The organism is Marinobacter sp. LV10MA510-1, assembly GCF_002563885.1.
GTDB lineage: Bacteria > Pseudomonadota > Gammaproteobacteria > Pseudomonadales > Oleiphilaceae > Marinobacter.
Genome location: NZ_PDJA01000001.1, coordinates 1330680 through 1350128, shown reverse-complemented (window position 1 = coordinate 1350128; position 19449 = coordinate 1330680). Strand labels below are relative to the sequence as shown.

Sequence of the window (19449 nt, the reverse complement as noted above, 5' to 3'; positions counted from 1 at the left end):
TAGGGGCAGTGAATGACCAGCAGTAATCCATTAACCGTTAATAGACACACTATGACCACTACAATCGTAAAATGGGCCAACAGTGCCTTTAAAAAAGGTGAATACCTAGAAGCTGAAGAATTGTATAAACAAGCAGCCGAAAGGTATGGGTCTAGACTTTTTGAAACTAACTTAGCTCTCTGCAAGAAATCATTAGATAAAAACAGCATAGAAAAAAAATATGAACCATCACGCTTAGACGCTGCATTCTCAAAAAGCAACATAATTTCCAGCTCTCCAATATTACATAGTGAACTTGTATCAATCATCATACCTAGCTACAATAATGAAAAATGGATTAAAAAATCAATTCATGCTGCGCTGTCTCAAATAGCGGTAAACATTGAAATTATAGTTGTCGACGACGCATCCTCAGATGACTCAGTCAAAATAGCTAGAGACGTATCGGAGAAATTCACTAATGTAAGAATTATTTCTCTACTTAAAAACTTTGGATGCTATTACGCTAGAAACATCGGTGTTTTACACGCTAAAGGGCATTACATAAGCATACTAGACAGTGATGATATAATATCGCCTAAAAAAACTCTGCTTCAGCTAAGTGAAATAAAAAAAAATAATCTTGCTGTTGGTTGCTTAGGAAGAATAAGACGATGGAATAATGACTATACAAAGCCATTAAATGAAATCAAGCATGGTGAAAATAGCCTCCTTTGGAAAAGATCAATAATAGAAGAGATAGGTTATTATGACACAGTTCGATTTGGAGGGGATTCAGAGTTCAGGTTGAGAATACAGCGCCAATTTGGAATTGAGTCTATAGTAAAGCTACCTGACGAAATTTACTATCTGAGAACGGTAGAGAATTCATTAACAACCTCAAAAGAAAGCTTTGCATATCAGATGCAAGATGGTGCTTTACAACAAAAATTATCAAGTTCACGAATTGAATACTCAGAAAATTTCAGTTCATGGCAAAAAAGTAACAAGCCTACTCCGGGCCAAAATAAATGTTCTATGCATATATCTTTTCCTCTACTCTCTCGACCATTTTCTTTAGGGGCATCTGCGCAAAATGCATCACCTTCATTAGGGCAAAAGCGCATTGGAGCGATGGCAAGTTTCCCATCACGAGAGGGGGCATTGAAAGAGTCAGTCAAAAGCGTTATTCACCAAGTAGACTATTTAATAATTTACCTAAATAATTATTTAAAGACACCTGATTTTTTACAGCATGAAAAAATTAAGGTTATTAAAAGCCAAGATGCTGCAGGTGACTTACGTGACAACGGGAAATTTTTCGACCTACCCAAAGGCGAAGACGCTTATGTATTCACCTTTGATGACGACTTGATATACCCAGAAAATTATGCTTCCAAAATGATTCATTATATTGAACTATTTGGAAGATCTTGTGTTGTAGGCTTGCACGGTGTAATCTTCCCTGAAGAAAACTTCACAAGACTCAAAGAAAGAGAAGTATTTCATTTTGCATCAAAACAAATTGGTACTTTTGTTGATCTTTTAGGTACAGGAACAACCGCATGGCATAGCTCAGCGTTAAAGCCGACTATTGATTGCTTTAACACTAAAGGGGTTTGTGATTTATGGTTTTCTAAACATGCCGCAGAAAAAAACATTCCTTTATTCTCAATTCCTAGAGAAAAAAATTGGCTTAAAGAATACAAACAGTTTGAAGATAGCTTATGGAAAGAAGCATATAAAGAGCCCCAGGAATACTTCAGAGTATATAACGACTTTATTAAGAGTAATTTAAGTAGCGGAAAAATAAGGAAAAATGCAGAGCGCCACCTAATTACATGCCACTCTTTAATTGCTCTTGAAGCAGCTGGTATAAAATTACTATCAAAAGAGGCGCAGAGTATTCAGCAAGGCCGTGCTCTAAGAAAAAAATTCAAGTCCGTTACTTCATCAATTAAAGCCAGTAAAGACCAAGATATTATAAGTTTCCATATAATAATTAATGGCTGGAATTGTGCCGAAAGCGTAGACAACTGCTTAAGGTCATTAGCTGAACAAAAAATGGGCCCTTATAGTTTTAAAGTAACTTTAATCGATGACGGATCTAATGACGAAACTTTGTCTAAATTAAATTCAAATCGTTTTTTCCCTGATGCGCAAATCATTAAAATTGAGGAAAATAGCGGGCCTGCATTCGCGAGACATCAGGGCATAATGGAAGTAAGTGAGCCGGAAACGGTTATCGTATTAGTGGACATGGATGATGCTCTACTTGAGGATGCATTACTTGAAGTTTCAATGCGCTATTTAAGTAATAAAAATTGCTTAATGACCATTGGAAATTGGATTGATCAAAATGAAATAATTAATCCACAAAGTTTTTATACTGCTGAACAAATTAATGAAAGAACTTTTAGAGACGTTGAGCTTTTCAATGCCACTCACTTAAGAACGTTTAAGAGAATATTGTACGATAAAATAACTGAAAAAGACCTTAAAGATAACAACGAAAAATGGTTTTCAGTGTGTACAGATGTGGCGCTTCTCTACCCTTTAATGGATCAATGTTGGTCAAGTCAAATTGAATTTATAGAAAAACCTATTTATCGCTATATTCGCCAGCATGCGACCGGAACACTAGCTCGCTTTGGTAAGCCCTTTAAAATAGAAATGTTAAAGCAAATTAAAAAAAAACCAAAAAAATTAAAATTAAATGCTGGATAACCGTACAAATTTTCAGGTTATATAGTTCAAGTATTCGCACTTACATCAAGTCGGTAGCCCTGTACCGAGCCCAGGGAAAATGAAAGAAAAACCGCGCAGTGGCGGGGTTTGAAGAGCATCACCGGTTGAGATTACTGTGGTTGTCTAATAATTTTACTCATGGATGTCCCTATGTCAGCGCCGTCTCTTCTTCGCTAATTGTACATCATTCCCGACTTTCGCCAATCTTGGAACCGGGAAAGTGCAATATCAGCTGTCTGACATTCTATTCCTAGTGGTATGTACGGTGATTTGTGGCTCTGAAGGATGGGACGAAATTGAAGATTGTGGCCACTCAAAGCTGGATTGTCTGCTTCAATACGGCAATTTTACCGGTGGTATACCCAGTCACGACACCTTGGCCAGAGTGATGGCACTGATCAATGCGGACCAGATTCAGACCGCGCTTACTGAATGGATGAAAGCGTGCCATGACGATACTGAAGGAGCGGTTGTTGTTATCGATGGCAAGACGTTACGCGGCTCTTGTTGCCGAGGAAAAGGCAAAGGTGCCATCCACAGGGTCAGTGCTTTTAGCGCCGCCAATGGCGTGGTCTTAGGTCAAGTGAAGACCGCAGAAAAGTCCAACGAAATAACGGCGATACCGAAACTACTCAAGCTTCTAAATTTGCAAGGCTGCCCGGTCACTATTGACGCCATGGAATGTCAGAAAAAGATCATGGCGAGTGTGCTTGACAAAGGCGCGAATTACCTGCTGTCAGTCAAAGATAATCAGCCAAAGCTTGTTAAGGCCTTTGAGCAGGCTTTCCCCGTGAGTGAGCTGGTTGATTTTGAGGGTGATGCCTACGTGACTGACGAGAAAAATCGCGGCCGCCAAGAAACGCGGTACCATATCGTAAAAGATTTTACAGAAGAATTCCAAGAGCTTAGATATGAGTGGCCTGGGTTAAAACAATCGGTGTGGTCATGTCACTTCGTAGCGAAGTCGATAAAGCGCCCGCAGAACCCATGATCCGTTACGACATCAGTTCAGCCGAGATGAGCGCAAAAAAGCTCGCCGAAGCGGCCCGTCAGCAAGGGTATATCGAGAATAAATTGCACTGGTCTTTGGACGTCGCACTTCGTGAAGACGCCTGTAAAATTCATCGTGGTTAAGCCGCTGAGAACCTCGCGAGAGTGCGTCATATCGCGTTGAATTATCTAAAAGGTGAAACGAATTTTAAAGGCGGCATCCGGCGAAAACAGAATAAAGCGGCACTGGATGAAAACTACCTTGCCGCGACTCTCGCGGTATGAAACGTTTCATGCGTTTTCCCTGGCTTTGGTGTCGGAAGGGGGGGCGCACGTAACTAAAAATCGTGTATTTTCGGGATACAGTCAATTCCAAGACAGGCGAGAAGATAAGTTAGATACGCCTGCATCTGAAATCCTCGAAATCGATAAGGTTACTGGAAAAGTCGTGAGTCGCTTTTCTGTGTCTGGCTCTCATGCTACATGCCGACCGGTACTCTTTAGTCTACTGCCTATTGCCACTCAACCGACCAATAGTAGTGCGCTACCACCTAAAAAGTTAACAAATAACAAGGAGAGCAGTGTGGAAATCACCACCACCGAGCTACAAGCCTTAGAACAGGCGATATCGAAGTCGGTTAAAGATAATGCCGATAAATTTACCCGCGACTTGGTCATTATTCAAAACCGTCTTTACTCCCAGCTTGAAAGCCTCTCCTGGCTACAGCGCCGCCTGGCCATCAAAGGCCAGTTGCCGCCGTTGCGGGGTTGGGCTGCCTCGCCAGATGTTCTGTTGCGCCTGCATACCCACATCATGGCCACGCGGCCCCGTGTGGTGGTGGAATTCGGCAGTGGGGCGTCCACGCTGGTAATTGCTGATGCCTTGCGTCAGAACGGCACCGGCAAGCTGATCTCTATGGAACATAGCGATTACTACGGTGCGCAAACGCTGGAGACGCTCGAAGCCGAACAGCTTCAGGGCTGGGTGGATCTGCGTGTCGGCGATCTGGAACCTTGGGAAGGCGAACACCTGAACCCCGATAGTGCTGAAAAGCCTTCCCGTTGGTATACGAAATCGCTATTGGACGACATTGAACAGGTTGATTTGCTTTGGGTAGATGGCCCGCCTGGCGCGACTTGCTTGTTTAGCCGCTACCCCGCATTGCCTGCTCTGGCCGACAAACTCTCGCCCCACGCTGAGGTGTGGCTAGACGACACCATCCGCCAGGAAGAGCAGGATATTTGCGAGCGCTGGGCAAAAGATGGTGGCTTTGTGTTGAGCTATTATCCGTTGGAAAAGGGGCTAGGAAGGCTTATCCGTAAAGGTTCAGAAACCAATGCTGTCTCTGAACCGGCTTCCCCGGATGACTTGTTTGATTTCTCGATAAGTGACGATCAGCAGGGCTGATTTAATTCTGGCGCTCCATGCGAGCCCTGGTTAAAACGCTGGGACTAATAAGCCCTGCTCAGCATCCGGTGATGAATGGGAGTGTTACCTTGTTATTCGAAACAGAGCAGCGTCTTTCATCAGAATGGGAGTGCTTGGAGTAATCGTTTTGGTGGATAAAGCTGTCTATTTTGATGCTGATTGGTATTTACAGGCTTACCCGGATGTCGCTAAAGCGGGGGTAAACCCCTACCAACACTATCTGACCTATGGCCAATTTGAAGGCCGCCAACCTGGGCCGAACCGGGCTATTGCCTGGGCGCACCACCTGTGGCGCGGGCTGAGCGAACTCATGCTTCCGCTGCTCGAAGCCTTGGTGGCAGGTGAAACAACACCGCCCCACACATGAAGTCGGGGTTAGGTCTTGATTTGTGAATTTTGTTTTAAGCTGCTGGGCCCGATTTTATGGCTAGACCGCTGCGTATAGAATTTTCTGGAGCTCTTTACTATGTCACCTCTCGTGGCGATGGGAGGGAGGATATTTACCTGAATGATGAGGACCGTGAAGTCTGGCTGGAAGTGCTTGGTGAAGTATGCTGGCGCTACAACTGGGTTTGCCATGCGTACTGTTTGATGAGCAACCATTACCATATTCTGATAGAAACGCCTGAGTCCAATTTGTCATTGGGGATGCGGCAGCTTAACGGCGGCTATACTCAGCGGTTCAACAAAAGGCACAATCGTGTTGGTCATGTTTTTCAGGGTAGATTCAAAGTCATCTTAGTAGATAAAGAGTCCTATTTGCTTGAGCTGGCGCGTTATATTGTTTTGAACCCAGTGCGGGCGAAGATGGTATATAAGGCGCAGCAGTGGTGCTGGAGCAGTTATCGCGCGACAGCAGGTATGGAGCCTGTTAGGCCCTGGTTGAATGTAGATTGGTTGTTTAGCGGCTTTGCCAACCGGCGAAAAACGGCATGCGAACGTTATCAACGCTTTGTCGAAGAAGGTAAGGGACAGCCCTCACCTTGGGAGGGTCTCAAAAATCAGGTATTTTTGGGCGATAATGCCTTTGTTGTAAGAATGCAGAGCTTGCTGGATTCCGATAGGGTTTTGGATGAAGTGCCCAGCAGCCAGAGGCGACCGATAGCAAAGCCGCTTGCGCATTATGAGAAAACCACCCGATCACGAAACGAGGCAATATCAGAGGCTTGGCTTTCTGGTGGTTATAAAATGAAGGACATTGCCGAATATTTCGGGCTGCATTACTCTTCGGTGAGTAAGATTATAAAGGCCGCTGAGAATTCAAGATTCAAGACCTGCCCTGGGCTCTCTGCAGACTCTGTGACTCCAACTTTGTGATGAATTGCCTTTAATGCACATATTAATGGCCGTTTTTTTTAAAGCCTCGCACGGTGGCTTGCACGAGAACATTCTGGCAACGGCTCGTTTTCTGATCGCCAATGGCCATCAGGCCACTATTGTTTGTCCTGCCGGTCCGTTTTCCGATTCGCTCGTGGGCCATGGTATCGGCGTAATCCGAACGGATTTTTCTGACCAGGCTTCAACCCTTGAGGCCGTACTCAAAATACATTCTGCACAGCCGTTTGATTTGGTGTATGCCCATCCGTTCGCGGCCCGTACGTTTGGGCAGGCGGTGGCTGACCGGCTGTATATCCCTTTCATTCTGACTCTTCACGGAAAATACACGGACGATCTTGCTCGGTATATTGATAAAGTGGCCGCTGTTCTAACTGTGTCGCCCGGAATCCGGGATTTTTTGCAGGGTGAAAATGTAGGGGTGCCAGAGAAATTTCATGTGGTGCCTAATGTACCGGATACTGAGCTATTCAAGCCTTTGGGTGTGAAGCCGCGTATTGATGATGGAAGGTTGCAGGTTGCGCTGGTTTCGCGGCTGGATAAGGACAAGGCCTTTATTCTGGATGTCTTTGCGGATGCCGTGGAATACGCGGGGACGCACTATGTGGGGAAGGTGGCTTGGGTTGTCGTAGGTGATGGCACCCACAGTGATGAATTCCGCACACGCCTTGGAGCGCTTCGGGGTGATAACACGCTGGAGTTCTCCGGTTGGCTCGAAGGTGAGGCATTACGCGATGCTTATTGAGTCAGCACTTTCGTATTCGCTCCTGGCCGCTGCGCTCTGGAGACCATGAGCTGCGGTGTACCCGCCATTGCAGTGGGTAGTAAAAGTTATGTCGGCCTGGTGCAGCCGGGTACCTGGCAGCAGGCGGTCTATTCGAATTTCGGTGGTGTGGGTAATTGTCAAAAGGACTATAGCTCCAGCAAGGTGCATCAGGACATGGGTAAGCTTCTTACCTCTGAAAGCTACCGCGCCAGGTTGGGAGTGTTTGGGGTTCAAATAGTCCAGAATTTTTTTGATGCTCAGCAGGTGCACGAGCAGCTTTTGAGTATTTATCGGCTGGCTATCCAGTCGCATTCGCTGAATAAGGGGCACGATAAAGAGTTCGACGTTATAGGTGCGGATTCATTGAAATCGGACAACAAGAAGGCCGAGATGATGCTAGATAATCAGATTGAGCAGCTGGAGACAAAGCTGTTGCAGGCAAGCAAGGACAACGCTGATCGGTTCACCAGGGATCTGGTCATTGTCCAGAATCGCCTCTACGCCCAGCTGGAAAGCCTTTCCTGGCTACAGCGCCGCCTGGCCATCAAAGGCCAGTTGCCGCCGTTGCGGGGCTGGGCTGCCTCGCCAGATGTTCTGCTGCGCCTGCATACCCACATCATGGCCACGAGGCCCCGTGTGGTGGTGGAGTTCGGCAGTGGTGCGTCTACGCTGGTAATCGCTGATGCCTTGCGCCAGAACGGCAGCGGCCGATTGATCTCTATGGAACACAGCGATTACTACGGCGCGCAAACGCTGGAGACGCTCGAAGCCGAACAACTGCAAGGCTGGGTAGGTCTGCGTATCGGCGATCTGGAAACCTGGGAAGGCGAACACCTGAACCCCGAGGGCGCTGAAAAGCCTTCCCGTTGGTATGCGCAATCGCTATTCGACGACATCGAACAGGTTGATCTGCTGTGGGTGGATGGCCCACCTGGCGCGACTTGCTTATTCAGCCGCTACCCCGCATTGCCTGCTCTGGCCGACAAACTCTCGCCCCATGCCGAGGTGTGGCTGGACGACACCATCCGCCAGGAAGAGAAGGATATTTGCGAGCGATGGGCCAAGGATTACGGCTTTACGGTGGAGTATTACGCGTTGGAGAAAGGTTTGGGGCGTTTAACTCGCCCGGGCAAGTCTGATGTTGATTCTGTGGATTCTTCCTCTGGCGCACCTAGTAGGTTGGAGGAAGATGCGGAGTCGCTTTTTGATTTTGGTGGCAATGATCATGAGGTTGGTTAGCTGGCTTGCTATACTCCTAAGTGGTAACGACAAAGCTCCCTTCTTTTCAAAATCTGGAAAATGTAATGCAACAGCGTTGGACGTTGAATATACAGAATTTTGGCAAGATTCGATCAGCGCAGGTGGAAGTGGCGCCTTTGGTGCTTTTTGTCGGTGAAAACAACACTGGCAAGAGTTATCTGGTGTCTATGCTGTGGGGTGTGCTCGCCAAGGGTCGCACATTGTTTCCCAAAGAGCCGCCCGCCACAGACGCGTATAAGCGTTGTGAGCAGCTTTTGCATCCGGGTGTCACTCAGGTTACGCCAGACTTCGAAGCGGCATTGGTAGGGTGGTTTAACACGTTATTGCGATCCCGCAAGAACGAGCTGGTGCAAGAAGTGTTTTCTCATTCAGAGTTATCCATTGACCACCTGTCAATCAGCGACTTCAAGCGTGTCAAACCGCTGGCAATTCAGTGGGATGAAAAGGACGAGGCAGACAATGTTCAGTGGCGTTTTTCGTCTGGCAAGCATTATGTGAGGTTCCCGTTAGTTTCTGGAGCCGGCCCTTCCGATGCGGATAAATACCGGATGATCCAGTACCTGTGCTGGAATTTAATCATGGGCGATCTCAGCTCGCCGCTGTTTCCGGTTGGCGCGAAGGTGAACCGGCGCGTAGAAGGCGAAACCTTGTACCTTCCCGCCGCGCGTTCCGGCTTTATGCTGACTTATAAAGCGCTGACAGCTGAGCTGATGGATGCTTGGGGTGGCCAAAGCGTGAGCAGCGCGTTCACGCTGCCTGTGGTGCGCTTTTTACAGGGTTTGACAGAAAATCGGGAGTCCCGCTTGGCCAAGCTTTTACCCATCGCCAATTACATTGAGCACGACTTAATGGGTGGAAAGGTGGAGTCGTCGGAGGGCGCGATTAACTCCTATTCCTATCGGCCCGCTAAAGCAAACACCTCGTTGCCCTATCATGTTGCTTCATCACTGGTTGGCGAACTGTCGCCGGTGGTGATCTTCCTTCGTTCCAATATCAAGTACAAATCCCTGATTATCGAAGAGCCAGAGGCCCATCTGCACCCTGCGTTACAGCGCAAGCTTATGAGAGCGCTGTCCCGAGTGGTGACTGCGGGCGTGCCGGTATGGTGCACAACCCATAGCGATACGATTTTTCAGCAGGTTAACAACATGATTCGTTTGGAGGGCCGCAAGGATAGCGCGGAGTTGGTGGCCCGGTACGGCTACCAGAAGGACGATCTGTTAAAAGCTGACCAGGTGAGGGCCTATCAGTTTACGGTGGGAAAAGATGGCCGTTCTGAGGTAAGTGCGCTAGAGCGTACAAACTATGGCTTTGTGGCGCCTACGTTTAATCAAGCTTTGCTGGACTTGTCTGAAGAAACAATGGACATCATGGAGTAAGCGGTAGAAATGGATTTTGACTTCAGTACGCGCCTAAGTTGGTTTGACGCTAATCACTACCAGTATGGTTACAGGGTAAGTGTGATTGAGCCGGCCGAGGAGGGTAAAGCGGAGGTTACTTTCGTCTCCTCAAAAAAACTGCTCTCAGTGAAAACGACAGAGAAAAATGCTCTGGTTTATATAAAATTCCGGAAAGTGGCCGATGGCACTGTTTTGGAGTTTATTAATGAGTTTGAAGCTTTTTTACACATTGTCGAGTGTAAAAGAACGATAAAAGAGAAGTCTTGGAGTCATGTGATAAAGCAGTTTCAAGGCGGTTTAATCAATGCGGTGGCGTTAGCCGGTGTTATTGGTGTGCAGATAAGAGAGGTTACTTTCTATACCGCTTACCGGGAAGACAAGCTGTCAGCAATGGGTACGTCGAATCCGGTATTTTTGAAGCTGCCAACCGGGGAGCCAGCTAAAACGCCATTCCGCACTTGGCAACAGGACGTGTTGGATATTGAAGGGCGGCGTTTCAGGCACACGAAAACACACTTAGGCAGTGACGGTTTGGCAGAAGTATCCTTATCGGGTTTATTTTCCGCGCAATGACAAGTTCTAAGGCTTGGTTTGATTCCGGACTTCATCTATCGGCTAAATAGGTTTAAAAGCAGAAGCATGGCGATTAATAAAGTTTGGATTCACGGGCAGATAATCCCGCTATTCCAACGTTTGCAGGAAAAGCTCGATGGTTTCGCTCCCTTTATGAATGTTTACGCTGATGAACAGCCACAGGGGCCAGCTGCACTGCATAAACCTACCCTATACCCTGAGCTGAATATACCAGCTGAAAGGGGTGGAGACTGGGGAGAGGTTGCCCGCGGGATTGCACATCTTTTATCTTCGCTGGATGGGGTTCCGGAACTCCGTGTTACCTCTGGCACGGAAACTGACATATCAATCGCTAAGGAACTCAATGCGGAGCTTCAAATCATTGCTGCCGCCAAGGAGGGACTGCAGCCTAAACCACAGTGGACTTATAGCGCGCCAGGCAAGTTGCTTGAAAAGATTTTGAACCCAGCGCCGAACACATTAGATGCTGCAAGGCTGTTTGGTCTCCTCCAGCTCCATCGTCTTGTGCTGGACGGCCACCCCGAAGCTCAAGCCACCCTTGAAGAAGCTCGGCAGAAGCTTCCCGCTGAGACGAAAGCAGCCGAGTCTACTCTTGATGCTATTCTTTCGGAAGATTTGCGTACCCCTGATGGGAAGGCAGTTGCAGCGGAAAAGCTGCTTCAGGTTCTTGGTTTTGATCCTGGCTGCTTCTATCTTCAGCGAAGCCAGCACATAGCTGGTGTATACGATGACAGAAGCCTAGATTACTATCCCGCATTGCGGGCTATTCGTGAAGAGTTTGAATCCCTGCGCCCTTTGCCGGGCAGCTGGCTGAGGTTTCAGCTGCCCTTTGCTTTGCCTGTTTTGGAGGGCATTTACCGAAGCGAGGGTGTGATTGCGTTCGTGCAACACGTGCGTGTTATCAATCCTCGCGCTGGCTGGAAAGCTACGCAAGGTATGCGTCTCGACAGTATGATGAGCCCGTCGGGCCTTTACGCACAGAGCGTTGTTGAACTGTGGCTTCCTGGAGAACTGAAGATTGATACCGCCTATCCTCCAGGCAATGTGCAATACAAGAACATAGAGACCTATCCAGAAGCGTTGCGCGTTGCGGTTCTCAGACTTAATAAGTTCATAATGGGGTTGCGGGCAGAGACCGGTCGCAGCGATATTCCAGAGGTGCTCCCAGGCGATCTGAACCAGCTCGCTTTTAAGCAGTTTGACTCTGTCGGTCGCCTTGCTCGGAACATCCCGATGGCAAACTTTGAGTTCTTGCGGGTGAGCGCCGGCGCTCCCATGCTAAAAGATGAAGTTCGGTTTAAACCTCATGATGTTGAACATATCGGCTTTGGGCGCGAGCTCTTGGAAAGTGCTAAGTTTCATGTCTCTGCGTACAACACTCGACGTGCAGTGCTGGATTTGGCCGGTGCCTTCGAAGCTTTTGTCGCTGATGCGATCACACCACGCTTAGTCGAAATGGAAGTGAATACTCGAGATCAGTTCCTCAGGCAGTATGGGGCGAAACTATCGGCTGAGACCTGCGCAGAAATAAAAAGGGTCGCCCTGGAGAAGAGCCAAGATCCACCTCGGATGCCGCCCATTCATCGGCAGCTCAAGGAATATAAGCGAAAAGGCTTGCGTCCTGCATTTGATAAATGGCACCTCAGCCGGATCCAGAAGATCATGAGCATTCGCAATGATGCGGCACACGGTCGACCCGTATCGCCAGAGGTACTGAATGATCTCATTGCTGCCATTGAAGCCTTGGAATGCCTGATCCACGGCTAGGGGGCACCAGATACGCTGTTATGTGAAAGATGAGGAGAAACTTTTTGTTCAAAATTTTGGCAAGATTCGACGAGGGTTGCAGGGTTTGCTATGTTATGAAAAAGCGTTGTGGGATGTCATCCCAAAAGACCTCTAGGAGCCTTTAATATGAAAGTTCGTATTCGGTCGTCACGTAGGGTTCGCGCGGCAGCTTCAGTAATGGAGTTTTGGCCGACAGGAAACTATATCGAGTACATGCCGAAAGGCACACCTGAGCAGCGTTTGGGGAAGTGCTGGTTGCGAGTTGGGGATCAGGTTGCCAAATCTCTTAAAACGTATGAACAGGCTAACTATGACTGATGTTACGTCGCCACCGGAAGGCGATAATGGTGCTTTTAGGGCCACCCGGCCTTAAATAATTCGCTTTTTCAAGCCATAGTATCGGCGGTAAAACTTTCCAAACCTATGCTCCAAAAAACACCATCCTGGTTCAACCCCCACTGGTACCTTCACCAATACCCGGACATAGCCCAAGCAGGCATTGACCCACTCAAACATTACCTGAGCCACGGCATAAAAGAAGGCCGCATGCCCTGCCAGTTGAGGGCTCCGGAATGGGATAATGCCTTATGGCAAAAAACCACTCCGGTGGCGGATTGCTTGCAGGTTTTGCAGCAATTGCTGGGTGATGCAAACCCACTTGAAGCCTCCTATGCAGCATTTTCACTGGGCCGTTGGTACGCCTGGCGAGAGGAGTGGCAAAAAGCGGCTGCTGTGCTGGCACAGCGTGCGGAATATGAGCTGCGTTTACCCGCCCATTATGGGCCGGAGTTGCTTGAGGTAGAGGCGCTTACCCGCGGTGGGCAGTTATCGGAGGCCTGGCGCAAAGCGGGGTGTTTTGTTGCGATCGCGCCGGCACTTGCAGATGGCTGCCTGGCTGTTGCCAATCTGTTAGCGGCAACGGGTGTGCATGGCAACGGGGCTTCAGAATTCCCGCCGAATGCTTTGCAAACCCAGCGCCTAAGTTGGATTAACCGGGTATGGCAACGGCAAGGTCTGCAAACGGTTTGCCTGGGTTCTTCTGATGAGCTGCTCACGATGGACAACCTGGCCACCGCAGAGCCCGCGGTTTTTCTTGGGCGGTGTGAAGGCACACAGCAGGCGCCACTGGTTTCCGTTATTGTCCCGGCCTTTAGTGCGGGCGCAGGTTTATTGACGGCGTTGAAAAGCCTGGCGGCACAAACTCTGGCCCAGGCTTACCCGGGAGCGCTGGAAGTGATTGTGGTGGATGATGCCTCCACCGATAACACCGCCGATATTGCCGAGGCTTTTGCTAGCAAGAATCCGGGCTTTCGGGTTCTGCGCCAGTCAGAAAATGCAGGGGCTTATGCCGCGCGAAATCGCGGTTTGTCGGAAGCTCGTGGTGCGTGTCTTACCGTGCACGACGCTGATGACTGGTCGCACCCCCAGAAGCTTGAACTGCAATGGCAGAGCTTGCAGGACAACCCGCTTTGGCTGGTCTGTAACTCCCACTGGGTACGCTGTACGCCGAAGCTTGTGTTCAGCCGTTGGCGGATGGAAGAAGGTTGGGTGTACCGCAACACTTCGTCGCTTCTGTTCCGGCGCAAGGTGTTTGACAGGTTGGGCTACTGGGACAACGTGCGGGTAGAGGCCGACACGGAATACTATGACCGTATTCGTGCCGTGTTCGGGCCGAATTCGACCGGCGAGGTGCTGCCGGGAGTGCCGCTGGCGTTTGGCCGTGTGGTGCCTACGGCGCTTACGGTAATGCCGCGCACCCATTTGGCAACGCAGTTTTCCGGGGTTAGGGCTGACTACCGGAAGGCGGCCTTTGCCTGGCATAAACAGGCCGGGCAACCGGCTGATCTGTACCTGGCTCAGCACCCGGAACATCGCCCGTTTCAGGCTCCGCTTGATATACTGCCTTGATGGTAGAAAACGCTTTTTTATGGAAATAGGATATGAATGTGTCAGACGATAACAGTAAGCACCGTTTAGACGAGTTGCAGCAGCAGTTGCAGGCGCAGCAGGCGGCTGTTGCCAAGCGGTTTGATGAGATTGCCCGGTCGACGGAGCTTTTGGAGCAAGAGCAAGCCGAGGCAGATGCGCTGCAACAGCAGGTTCAGGTCCTGCGTGAGCAGGCAGAGGCGGCTGTCGCTAAAGCAGCCTCTGCAGCGGCCGTGGTCGCGCCCATGACTCAGGAAGAACGGGAGAAAAATCTTAAACATGTGGCGCTGATTGCCGAAAGCGATTTGTTTGATGCGGAATGGTATCTGGAAGTTTATCCAGATGTGGCGGAATCTGAAAAGTTCGCTAAAAACCCGGCCGCGCACTACGCCTTGTTTGGTGGATTTGAAGGCCGTAATCCTTGCCCGGAGTTTCATTCGGCGTTTTATATTCGCACCAATGCGGATGTCGCCAAAGCCCGCATCAACCCGTTGGTTCATTATTTGCGGTTCGGGCGCAGTGAAGGGCGAGCTTTCGCGCCACCCATGGACGATGAATGAGCCTGACGCCAGAGCAGCTGGCGCTGCTGGAGAAGCTCAGGTTATTTGATGCAGACTGGTATCTTGCCGCTAACGCGGATGTTCGTGCCAGTGGGATTGCGCCGTGGGATCACTTTGTCGAGTACGGCCTTGCAGAGGGCCGCAAGCCGGGGCTCCGGTTTGATCCCGCGCAATACCTTGCAGCCAATTCGGATCTTGATCCGGGCCTGATACACCCCTTAAAGCATTTCCTGAATGCCGGTTTTCGGGAGGGGCGTCCGCTTACCCCTGAGGAGCGGGCGCTGAAAAAGCTGGCGGGGTCACGCTGGCCAGAGTCCCCCTTACCGAACGTTCTTCCATCTTGGTTCGGTAGCCATCCTGGGCTGGCACCGGATGGTGTGTTGCGAGTTTTATATGTGCTATCCGTTCAATCCGGCGGCACTCCACAAACCAATCAGGATTTGATGGCTGCCCTGGGTACACGGGTGGATACCCAGGTGGAGTGTTTTGTATTGCGCTGCACTGGGCCGCACATAGTGTTGTATTTGTTCAGCCAGGGCATTTACGTGCCTCTTGAGCGTTACCGCCTGGAGCAACCGGTTTCGGCCTTTCCCCACAGCCTGGCCGGTTACGATGCGATGGCGAAACAATGGCTTGAAGCCTATGGCATTCAGCTGATTCACGTGCGCCATTCCGCCTGGCAAAGCCTTGGCTTGATGGATGTGGCCAGCGAGCTGGGTATTCCAGTGGTGTATTCATTTCACGATTATTACGCGGCTTGCCCTTCTGTAAAATTGTTGGATGAACGCCAGGTTTTTTGTGGCGGCCGGTGTACCGCAAGCCAGGGGGAGTGTCACCAGGAATTATGGCCTGATGATCAGGTTCGGCCTCTTAAGCACGAGTCTGTTTATACCTGGCAAAATCAGTTCGCCGGCGCCCTCGCTTTGTGTTCGGGGTTTGTTGCCACATCTGCACGGGTGCGCGATACCATGTTGGACGTGTTTCCCGCGTTGGCGGGCAAACCCTTTCCGGTGATTGCTCATGGCCGGGATTTTGATACTCTGGCCGCCTTGGCGGTACAGCCAGAACTCGATGAGCCTTTACGTATTCTGGTGCCGGGCCATATGGCCCAGGCAAAAGGCGCCAACATACTGTTGCAGTTGGCGCAAATGCCCGAGTTGGCCCATGTGCGTTGGCACATTCTAGGTACCTTGTCTGCCGATGTGCAAAACAGCGCGCCTGCGAACATTGTGGTGCATGGCGAGTACCGGCGGGAAGACTTCCACAAGCATGTCGCCACTCTTCGCCCCCACTTGGGCGCGGTTTTGTCTATCTGGCCAGAAACCTGGTGCCACACGCTGACAGAACTCTGGGCGGTTGGCTTGCCGGTTGTAGGGTTTAATACCGGCGCGGTGGGCGAACGCCTGCAGAAAACCGGCGCCGGCTGGTTAGCGGAAACCATCACCGCACCGGCCATGGCGGCGACCATACTGGCCGCGCAAACACCGGAGGCCTGGCAAAAAGCCCTAGGCCATGTTGACCGCTGGCAAAAAGAAGGACAGCGCAGTTGCGCCGAGATGGCCGCCGACTACTGGCAGCTGTATAATAAATTTCGATAACGTATTCAAAAACATACGCGTATTCACCAGGAAGGTTTATGAAAGGTATCATCCTTGCCGGCGGCTCCGGCACGCGCCTGCACCCGATTACCCACGGCGTTTCCAAGCAGCTTCTGCCCATTTACGACAAGCCCATGATTTATTATCCGATCTCGGTGTTGATGCTGGCAGGTATCAAAGAGATTCTGGTCATTTCCACCCCGGACGATTTGCCCCAGTACCAACGCCTCTTGGGTGATGGTCAGCAGTTCGGGGTGAGCTTCAGCTACGCTGAACAGCCCAGCCCGGATGGCCTCGCGCAGGCGTTTATTATCGGCGAAGCGTTCATTGGCAAAGACCCCGTATGCCTGGTACTGGGCGACAACATCTTTCACGGCCAGCACTTCTCTGACCAGCTGAAACGTGCCGCGGCCAAGCCCCATGGAGCCACTGTATTTGGCTACATGGTGAAAGACCCGGAACGCTTTGGCGTGGTGGATTTTGATGAACACGGCAAGGCCTTGTCCATCGAAGAAAAACCGACACAGCCAAAATCCAATTACGCCGTAACGGGCCTGTATTTCTACGACAACGACGTGGTGGAAATCGCCAAAAACGTAGAACCCTCTGCTCGGGGAGAGCTGGAAATCACCTGTGTGAATAACGCCTACCTGGAGCGCGGTGATTTGCACGTAGAACGCCTGGGCCGCGGCTTTGCCTGGTTGGATACCGGTACCCACGACAGCCTGCTTGAAGCCAGCCAGTATGTTCAGACAATAGAGCACCGTCAGGGCTTGAAAGTGGCCTGTTTGGAAGAGATTGCCTGGGGTCAGGGTTGGATCAGTGATGAGTACCTGCTGGAGTGTGCTAATAAGCTGAATAAGACCAGCTACGGGCAGTATTTGAGGGGCTTGTTGAAGTAAATACTCTCAGTGGTCGCGAAAGCCACCAAATCCCCGAAAGGGCCAAAGAGTTTCTTTGCAGACTAAGCCACTTTTAGAAGGGTATGGTAGTGAATTCTCATGAGCACCTCGGTAACGAGGTATTTTGGAAAACAGCTGTTGCTAGCCGGTCTATGTTTGATATTTCCGGGCTGTGGGATCCGAAGTTCAGAATTACACCCGGGGACCGGGTTGTTACCTTTGGTTCGTATCTTGCCCAGCATACAGGTAAGTTTCTGGCTAAAAAGGGATTTAACGGGCACAGAACAGAGAGCCCGTCGCGGCGAATGGATGAAAAAAGCCGTCCGGGATATAAAATTGCATGAAGATATTTTTATTGCGTCTTCTGAGCATGTGTATGCGAGATCAGGTTTCACACGCTTGGAATATGCTGATTGTTCCACGGCAGAAATGGACACTCACGTTATGCCTGAGTATTACAGTTATGTTTTTTTTGAATTAAAATCCCGGATGAAAGCCTGATGTTGAATTTTGTTCATATGCCGAAAACCGCAGGCACAAGTTTTCGAATCGGTGCTGAACAGTATTTTGGCAGTTGTAATATTGCTTATGACTATAATCAGGAAGCCAATGAAACTTCAGAGCTTGTTCACCAATATATCTATGGTGAAAATAAAGATCCATATAAGTTTTTTGATGCCTGCAAAGATGCAGGTATAACGATGATATCAGGCCATGTCTCTGTGGATAAATTTATTGCAGGGTGTGGTGCTGCGAATACGGTCACTTTTGTCCGTGATCCGGTTCAGAGGATAGCGTCTGAATACTCTCACCATGTCAGAATAAATAGTTACCAAGGGAGTTTTGAAAAATTTTATCGGCAAAATAAGTACAGAAATCGTCAATTAAGTGTACTCGGAAATTTGCCGGTTGCTGCTTATGGTTTCATTGGGGTCACTGAGCACTATAAAGCGAGTCTGAGCCTCATAAATCACCGGTATGGCATTTCAATTCCTGAGCTGAAGTTGAACAGGGCGCATACAAAGCGTGGGATGAAGCATGATTTGAGTTCCTCTGTGGTGCGTGAAATTTCGCGGCTCAATAACCAAGATATTAACTTCTATAACCGCTGTCGTTCCTTGTTGATGGAGCGGTCGCGGTTAGTAGCCGCGAGCTTGCCATGGGTGCATGGGGCTTGTTCAGTACGCGGGGCAGTAGTTTCCGGATGGGCATGGTGGGCTCAGTCCGAAGAGCCGGTTAGTATTGTGATTCTTGTAAATGGTTTTCAGCACAAGATTGTTCGTGCTGTTGATTTTTGTCCTCCGCTATGCAGGTTTTTTGTGCCAAGACGAGGGTATGTCGGTTTCAGGATGCCTCTCGACTTAAAAGGAAGCGATTGTGTTGATGTGAGAGTCGAGAAAACCGGTCAGGTGCTTCTAGCTAAAGCTGGAATTGCAGTGTGAGTAGTTCAAGCCGACTCCCTAAGGTATTGTTTTTTCAGGTTTACATTGGAAATGAAAAAGAGGCTGAATCTGATTGTTTGGATCGATTGAACTACTTTGATACTCAGGCGGCGTTTATCTTCCATCTTCTCAGGTATAACAACTTAGATCATAAAGTTAAGTTGGTGGTGACCGCACCGTCCCCGGTGGATGCTTCGGTATGGTCGGTGGCAAATAAGTATGGTTTTGAGATTTTTCAAGACTTGATCTTCCGGGAAAATAATTTTGAGTATCCCGGGTTTAACGCTATGAAGGTTTGTGCTGAGCAATATCAGGAAGATGCGTTATTCCTGTATTCCCATTCCAAAGGGATTTTCAACCGTCGTCCCGCACAAATGAAAATCTTCAGAATGCATATGGACATTTTGCTCTCGTGTCCGGTTGACTCAATTTTCACAAAGAGCTCGGTGGCTAAAGCTTGTTTATTTCCGTCACGATTTGGCTGGGCCTGGCATAACTTTTTCTGGATTAGAGCGTCTTATCTGAGGCAAATCGAGTTGAGTCGGAGCCCGAATCGACATTACTACGAGAGTGTAATTGGTGAGCGCAATAATCCGAGTGGCCACCGTAAATGTTTTTCTCTGGCAAGGTATGTTCCTGGTCTTGATCGGTCTTTTGTGCAACCGTTTTATCAGTCCAGGGAGTTGAACAGAAACCGGTCACTCAACAGTATTCTTGGCATTAACACCTAGG

Annotated in this window: 16 protein-coding genes and 1 pseudogene; all 17 read left to right on the top strand. The window is 49.3% G+C overall.

What is annotated here, in order from left to right:
* Positions 1 to 12: 12 nt before the first annotated feature.
* The gene (locus ATI45_RS06495; protein ID WP_098418771.1) at positions 13 to 2706 is read left to right on the top strand and encodes a glycosyltransferase; all 2694 of its coding nucleotides are present in this window, start codon (positions 13 to 15) and stop codon (positions 2704 to 2706) included.
* A gap of 198 nt (positions 2707 to 2904) precedes the next feature.
* Positions 2905 to 4002: pseudogene (locus tag ATI45_RS06490) on the top strand (ISAs1 family transposase).
* 298 nt (positions 4003 to 4300) lie between these two features.
* Entirely contained in the window at positions 4301 to 5125 is an 825-nt protein-coding gene (locus tag ATI45_RS06485) for a class I SAM-dependent methyltransferase (RefSeq protein WP_218926123.1), read from the top strand.
* A gap of 148 nt (positions 5126 to 5273) precedes the next feature.
* Positions 5274 to 5513: a hypothetical protein gene (locus ATI45_RS06480; protein ID WP_098418769.1), complete on the top strand. Its 240-nt coding sequence runs from the start codon at positions 5274 to 5276 to the stop codon at positions 5511 to 5513.
* A gap of 56 nt (positions 5514 to 5569) precedes the next feature.
* A complete protein-coding gene (locus ATI45_RS06475; RefSeq protein ID WP_098418768.1) occupies positions 5570 to 6463 on the top strand; it encodes a transposase in 894 nt (297 codons plus the stop codon).
* A gap of 25 nt (positions 6464 to 6488) precedes the next feature.
* Positions 6489 to 7226: a glycosyltransferase gene (locus ATI45_RS06470; RefSeq protein ID WP_179888389.1), complete on the top strand. Its 738-nt coding sequence runs from the start codon at positions 6489 to 6491 to the stop codon at positions 7224 to 7226.
* Positions 7227 to 7271: 45 nt separating this feature from the next.
* Positions 7272 to 8486: a class I SAM-dependent methyltransferase gene (locus tag ATI45_RS06465; RefSeq protein ID WP_218926122.1), complete on the top strand. Its 1215-nt coding sequence runs from the start codon at positions 7272 to 7274 to the stop codon at positions 8484 to 8486.
* A 65-nt stretch (positions 8487 to 8551) separates the two neighbouring features.
* The gene (locus ATI45_RS06460; RefSeq protein WP_098418766.1) at positions 8552 to 9886 is read left to right on the top strand and encodes an AAA family ATPase; all 1335 of its coding nucleotides are present in this window, start codon (positions 8552 to 8554) and stop codon (positions 9884 to 9886) included.
* A gap of 9 nt (positions 9887 to 9895) precedes the next feature.
* Complete coding sequence (locus ATI45_RS06455; RefSeq protein WP_098418765.1) at positions 9896 to 10480, top strand: hypothetical protein; 585 nt, start codon at positions 9896 to 9898, stop codon at positions 10478 to 10480.
* A gap of 66 nt (positions 10481 to 10546) precedes the next feature.
* Positions 10547 to 12268: a hypothetical protein gene (locus ATI45_RS06450; RefSeq protein ID WP_098418764.1), complete on the top strand. Its 1722-nt coding sequence runs from the start codon at positions 10547 to 10549 to the stop codon at positions 12266 to 12268.
* Between the two features lie 444 nt (positions 12269 to 12712).
* Entirely contained in the window at positions 12713 to 14197 is a 1485-nt protein-coding gene (locus ATI45_RS06445; RefSeq protein ID WP_098418763.1) for a glycosyltransferase family 2 protein, read from the top strand.
* 32 nt (positions 14198 to 14229) lie between these two features.
* A complete protein-coding gene (locus tag ATI45_RS06440; RefSeq protein ID WP_098418762.1) occupies positions 14230 to 14775 on the top strand; it encodes a hypothetical protein in 546 nt (181 codons plus the stop codon).
* Entirely contained in the window at positions 14772 to 16373 is a 1602-nt protein-coding gene (locus ATI45_RS06435; RefSeq protein ID WP_098418761.1) for a glycosyltransferase, read from the top strand. The genes ATI45_RS06440 and ATI45_RS06435 overlap by 4 nt, the downstream gene beginning before the upstream one ends.
* Before the next feature lie 38 nt (positions 16374 to 16411).
* Entirely contained in the window at positions 16412 to 17275 is an 864-nt protein-coding gene (rfbA, locus tag ATI45_RS06430) for a glucose-1-phosphate thymidylyltransferase RfbA (protein ID WP_098418760.1), read from the top strand.
* Positions 17276 to 17374: 99 nt separating this feature from the next.
* Positions 17375 to 17776, top strand: a complete 402-nt coding sequence (locus tag ATI45_RS21865) for a hypothetical protein (protein ID WP_143751140.1) — start codon at positions 17375 to 17377, stop codon at positions 17774 to 17776.
* The gene (locus ATI45_RS06420) at positions 17776 to 18717 is read left to right on the top strand and encodes a sulfotransferase family 2 domain-containing protein (RefSeq protein ID WP_098418758.1); all 942 of its coding nucleotides are present in this window, start codon (positions 17776 to 17778) and stop codon (positions 18715 to 18717) included. The genes ATI45_RS21865 and ATI45_RS06420 overlap by 1 nt, the downstream gene beginning before the upstream one ends.
* Positions 18714 to 19448 (top strand): hypothetical protein, encoded by a 735-nt coding sequence (locus tag ATI45_RS06415; protein ID WP_098418757.1) that lies wholly within the window; start codon positions 18714 to 18716, stop codon positions 19446 to 19448. The genes ATI45_RS06420 and ATI45_RS06415 overlap by 4 nt, the downstream gene beginning before the upstream one ends.
* Position 19449 lies beyond the last annotated feature (1 nt).

Coding starts and splice junctions, on each gene's coding strand:
- ATI45_RS06440 (WP_098418762.1), top strand. CDS start 14,230: ATGAATGTGTCAGACGATAACAGTAAGCACCGTTTAGACGAGTTGCAG.
- ATI45_RS06465 (WP_218926122.1), top strand. CDS start 7,272: ATGAGCTGCGGTGTACCCGCCATTGCAGTGGGTAGTAAAAGTTATGTC.
- ATI45_RS06495 (WP_098418771.1), top strand. CDS start 13: ATGACCAGCAGTAATCCATTAACCGTTAATAGACACACTATGACCACT.
- ATI45_RS06435 (WP_098418761.1), top strand. CDS start 14,772: ATGAGCCTGACGCCAGAGCAGCTGGCGCTGCTGGAGAAGCTCAGGTTA.
- ATI45_RS06420 (WP_098418758.1), top strand. CDS start 17,776: ATGTTGAATTTTGTTCATATGCCGAAAACCGCAGGCACAAGTTTTCGA.
- ATI45_RS06475 (WP_098418768.1), top strand. CDS start 5,570: ATGGCTAGACCGCTGCGTATAGAATTTTCTGGAGCTCTTTACTATGTC.
- ATI45_RS06455 (WP_098418765.1), top strand. CDS start 9,896: ATGGATTTTGACTTCAGTACGCGCCTAAGTTGGTTTGACGCTAATCAC.
- ATI45_RS06445 (WP_098418763.1), top strand. CDS start 12,713: ATGCTCCAAAAAACACCATCCTGGTTCAACCCCCACTGGTACCTTCAC.
- rfbA (WP_098418760.1), top strand. CDS start 16,412: ATGAAAGGTATCATCCTTGCCGGCGGCTCCGGCACGCGCCTGCACCCG.
- ATI45_RS06460 (WP_098418766.1), top strand. CDS start 8,552: ATGCAACAGCGTTGGACGTTGAATATACAGAATTTTGGCAAGATTCGA.
- ATI45_RS06450 (WP_098418764.1), top strand. CDS start 10,547: ATGGCGATTAATAAAGTTTGGATTCACGGGCAGATAATCCCGCTATTC.
- ATI45_RS06470 (WP_179888389.1), top strand. CDS start 6,489: ATGGCCGTTTTTTTTAAAGCCTCGCACGGTGGCTTGCACGAGAACATT.
- ATI45_RS21865 (WP_143751140.1), top strand. CDS start 17,375: ATGAGCACCTCGGTAACGAGGTATTTTGGAAAACAGCTGTTGCTAGCC.